This window comes from Kosmotoga sp. (assembly GCF_982836095.1).
Genome location: NZ_CEYIHJ010000010.1, coordinates 1 through 4,656, shown reverse-complemented (window position 1 = coordinate 4,656; position 4,656 = coordinate 1). Strand labels below are relative to the sequence as shown.

The following is a 4,656-nucleotide window of genomic DNA, read 5'->3' as shown; positions in this document are numbered from 1 at the left end:
GAAGATAATTTTGAAATAAGCTTTTCAATACGATCTGGAAAAAGATAATGTACGTGGATGCCAGAACGACTTATCTTCAACATGGCTTCTTTTAAATTTTCTATTCCCTCACCTGTAAAAGCTGAAGTCAAAACTACGGGAATGCCTAAATGCTTGCTTAGCTCTTTGCTGTCAATCTTTATTCCCGCTTTTTTTGCTTCATCTATTGAGTTGATGGCAAGGATTACGTTTCCCCTTAGCTCCAATACCTGCAATAGCAAATAAAGGCTTCTCTCTAAATTCATGGCATCAGTAACAACAACAACCAGATCGGGGGATTCATAGATGAGATAGTCTCTGGCAACCTTTTCATCTATACTCGTAGCTCCCAAAGTATATGTTCCCGGTAAGTCGATTATTCTAAAAGCCCTGTCTCCATAAAACATTGTGCCAACACGCTTTTCAATGGTAACTCCGGGCCAATTGGCAACATACTGTCTCGCTCCCGTAAGGGCATTAAAAAGGCTGGTTTTTCCCACATTTGGATTGCCAAGAAGAGCAACACTCGTGTATTTGGAAGGAACAACAGTCCCGATTTCTTCAGCTTTATTGTAACTGTGGCTATTACTCATTCGGCAATTCCTCCACCACTATCCTCATCGCTTGCCTATAAGGAATAAATACATCATTATTATTGATCCTGATATATTTGCCACGGGAAAGAGATTTGACAACTCTGATTCTGCTGCCTTTTGAAATACCAATAAATCTCATCTTTTCCAGAAACCTTCTTCCGCCCACCAGTGAATCGACAACATATTCCCCGGGAATAGCTAAATCCAGAGAAAAAAACCTTGACTCAATAACGATCTTGGAAGAGAGTTCTTCCCTCAAGCTGATTTCGCTACCCTTTATTAAGTAAACAACGGGGTCCCTTAACGGGGCCCTTCTGATGGTCTTAACACGTTGGCCTTTGATGAAACCCATGCCATACAATCTTTCCCTCAGTTCATGAGGGGCGTTTATTTCAACGATCGTTCCATCGACACCAACCGGAAGCTGTGAAAGCGTAATTTTCATTGGCACCACCTTATTGAGACACTTTCTCATTAGTGATATTTTAACACGGATTTTCACTTTTCATTGTTTCATGCAGCTTAATTACAAGATTGATTAAGAAAAACACCAAAAGCTCATTTGAGTACTTGCTTTCTACTGCCAATTCAGTCTATTTAAAATTTGAAGAAAATCTCCCTCAAAAATTTTTTTAAGATATTCTCGGCTTTTGTGCTTCTTTCATGGTTACGGGTCTATCTCCCATTGTTACAGTGCAAACCAAAGTTCTCAAAGCATTATATGAGCGCATTATCCATCTTCATTGCACCATCTGAGGAATCAACCACATAAGCTCTCGCTTCTTTTCCATATTCTTTATTGTATTTTTCCTTAACCTCTGCTGATATTTCCCCAACTTTGGCTTTCTCGCAAATGGCCAGAACTGAACCTCCAAAGCCGCCTCCTATCATTCGACAGCCTGTAACGCCATCGATCTCTTTCAGAGTATCTACGATGAAGTTCACTTCGTCGCAGCTCACTTCGTACTCTATTGCCAATGACTCGTGGCTTTGGTTTAATACCCTGCCTAGATTTTCGAAGTTTGAGTGTTTCAGGATATCCACCGCTTCCTTCACTCGTTCGTTTTCTGTAACCACATGCATCGCTCTCTTATAACTTATCTCGCTTACCTGAGACCTTTTCATAAACAGCTGCGAAAGGCTTAATTCGCGATAGCTGTTTACTCCGAATTCTTCGAGGGCCTTCTGCGCTTCTTCTCTCCTTTTGTTGTAACCTCCATCTGAAAGGCTATGTTTAACACCGGAATCTATAACAACAAAAGTATATTCTCCCGTATTCAAAGGTACATATTCATACTTCATGCTAACAGTATCAAGGAATAAGGCGTGGCCTTTTCTACCCATAACCGATGCAAATTGGTCCATAATGCCACATTGAACACCCACAAACTCATTTTCAGCCTTCTGGGATAAATTATATCTTTCTTCATCGGTAAGATTTAAGTTCAAAAAACCGTTCAAAGCTGTAATTACTGCTACTTCAAGAGCTGCGGAGCTTGATAAACCAGCGCCTTCAGGTACATTCGATTTTATCTCGAGCTTCAGCCCCGGAAAATTGACTCCCTTATCCTTTTTCAAAACATCAAAAATCCCCATCACATAATCTTTCCAGCTATCAGTCGCTGAAATGTTTTTAGAATCAAAAGTGAATTCTCCGAAACTTTCCGACTTTACATGAACCAAATCATCATGTGATTTTTCGATTCCCACTTGCACGTATTTGTCAATTGCTACTGGCAACACGAAACCCCCGTTGTAATCTGTATGTTCGCCAATGATATTCAATCTTCCCGGTGCAACATAGTACTTCATAGTTTACATATTCCCCCTTTCAGCTTTTTGCTTTTTGCATTAACAAGCATATCACTTTACTGTTTAAAGATAAAATCAAGATCCGGGACCTAAGTTACGAAAAACCGGGTACAGTGTCTCGGGGGGGTTTAGTTGTTAGGGTATAGATGTTTTTCTTCTCATTACTCGATACTCGAATCACGCAACTCGATTTCTCGGCTCCTTAACTCATAACTCATAATTCATCACTCATAACTCATAACTCGGTACTTTGGCTTTTTAGCTCTCGTAACTCGAATCACGTAACTCGGTACTTAATATCGTAATCACCCCCAAACAATTGTGGTAAATCAAAATCGTCTGACGTCCCAGTTCCCTGTGACGCCAGGCACTCAGACAATGAGTTACAAGCTAAAATCTGGTTTGTTTTCTTTTTCTTATCCAACTACTTTTTTGCCCAATAAATAGCACGGTGAGTGGTTTCGCTGACAGAATCACCTTTGTAGTTTCCGTATCTCTGCTCGATAGTAAATCCCACGTCAACTATCCATTGTTCCATCTGTTGTACTGTAGGCACGTGCTTAACGTATCTCTCTTCTTTGGAGAAGGTTTCGCCGGATTTTAATGTGAGTTCATACCTACGTGTGCCTGTGACTAATTGCTTTTGTGTATCATATTTTTCATTTGCAAGGATATAACGTCCATAAGTTCCCCAGCTATCAGTACCCTCAAAAATCACATGCTCTCCCGGTAGGCCAAAAAATCGTTCGGGATGAGCAAAGGCATTGTTATCCAGGTACATATACCCATCAGGTTTGAGTGCAGAATAAGCTTTCTGGATGAATTTTTGCTGGGTAGCCTTATAATCGTCATCGGATACGATATTAAGCAGGATGTTGCCTGCCAGGATCACGACATCATAGCCTTCTCCCCAGTTGGCTGTAACAGCGTCCGCCTGAACTATTGTGATGTTTTCTAATCCCTGAGTCTTTTCAAAGAGTTTTGCTAGCATCAGATTGTCCATATCCAATCCGGTCATCACATGCCCGGCTTTTGCCAATGGTACCAGGATACGGCCGCTACCACAGGCCACCTCAAAAATACGTTGTCTTGTGCGTGTGCCAAGCAGTTTGTTGATCATCTGAACATCTTCTGTCTCAGTTACTGTCTGTTCGTATAGATCCACTTTCCAGTGATCTAAATATTTATCGTACTGTTTGGCTCCCATGAATTACCTCCTTTTTTGTTTAATTGATGAGGTTCTTCTTTAATCCCGATTTCTTTCAATACTTTTATGCACCTTTCACGGTGCGGCCCTTCTTTTTTACGTCATGTAAGTATCTGTCTAGCGAATCGACATCTTTTAGGATTTCAACAAAAGGATTATCTGAGATAATTTCTTTTTGACTATGTTGAACTATTGCATTTACAATTAATTCTGTTTCTTTTTTGGTAATTTAAGGCAGACTTCCTCTGTGTGTAGAGTTATACGTCTCGATAATTTCATATACATATCTCTTTGCCGCTTCGGCATGGTTTTCACGTTTTTTTGTCTTTACTACGCCGATATCGTGAAGAGCCGCTGCAATTCCCGCTAATTCTGGATCTATTCCCCGTTTAAGCGCCAATATTTTTGCGATTTGTGAGCTAGTATATATGTGCATTACACTCCAACGAATCGGTAAATCCCGGTCTTCATCTGAAAGAGCCTTCATTTCTGAAAACAACATTGATAGAATCCTGTTCAGTCATCTCACTGATAGCCTCATCTCTAGATTGCTAATATCCTTCTCCATAAAAACCCTTCCTTGATCAAGATTTATTCTGAGCTAATCCTTTAAGCAAAACGACTCTATCTTCTACGATTTTTTTATGTTGTTCTTCTGTCCATGCTGGATTTTTATTCTTCCAGAACCTGTCACATGGAATTTCCGGGCATTCTCCACAGTGTTTTAGCCCTTTGTCAATTACACAACATTCATAAAAATCACAAACATCAAGCCCTACTTCATGCAACCAACAGGGTTTGCCTTCAATAGCGTGGCAGCCCTTACACTCCTTTCCGTAGATCCTGCAGTCACTGCAAATACACCCACATACCCCGACGACCTTTTCCATGCTATTCCTCCTCTTCGATAACTAGCAAAAGTTAATTCACCTTTTATAAGGATCTTTAACTTTTGCGTCAATAATATACCATTTTAAATTAGAAATTAGGGTGTCATAAAAAAAGGTGGGCCTCCCAAATTCC

Annotated in this window: 6 protein-coding genes; all 6 read right to left on the bottom strand. The window is 40.3% G+C overall.

The window, feature by feature from the left end; genetic code table 11:
- A partial coding sequence (locus tag AC3LHT_RS01565; RefSeq protein WP_488661759.1) for a FeoB small GTPase domain-containing protein occupies positions 1-611 on the bottom strand: 611 nt, incomplete at its 3' end.
- Entirely contained in the window at positions 604-1,059 is a 456-nt protein-coding gene (locus tag AC3LHT_RS01560) for a FeoA family protein (protein WP_290646989.1), read from the bottom strand. The genes AC3LHT_RS01565 and AC3LHT_RS01560, both read right to left, overlap by 8 nt.
- A gap of 272 nt (positions 1,060-1,331) precedes the next feature.
- Positions 1,332-2,426 (bottom strand): galactokinase, encoded by a 1,095-nt coding sequence (gene galK, locus AC3LHT_RS01555; protein WP_290666512.1) that lies wholly within the window; start codon positions 2,424-2,426, stop codon positions 1,332-1,334.
- 424 nt (positions 2,427-2,850) lie between these two features.
- Complete coding sequence (locus AC3LHT_RS01550) at positions 2,851-3,633, bottom strand: class I SAM-dependent methyltransferase (RefSeq protein WP_488661758.1); 783 nt, start codon at positions 3,631-3,633, stop codon at positions 2,851-2,853.
- Between the two features lie 229 nt (positions 3,634-3,862).
- The gene (locus AC3LHT_RS01545) at positions 3,863-4,135 is read right to left on the bottom strand and encodes an HD domain-containing protein (RefSeq protein WP_290666508.1); all 273 of its coding nucleotides are present in this window, start codon (positions 4,133-4,135) and stop codon (positions 3,863-3,865) included.
- 82 nt (positions 4,136-4,217) lie between these two features.
- A complete protein-coding gene (locus tag AC3LHT_RS01540; protein WP_290666506.1) occupies positions 4,218-4,523 on the bottom strand; it encodes a DUF3795 domain-containing protein in 306 nt (101 codons plus the stop codon).
- Positions 4,524-4,656 lie beyond the last annotated feature (133 nt).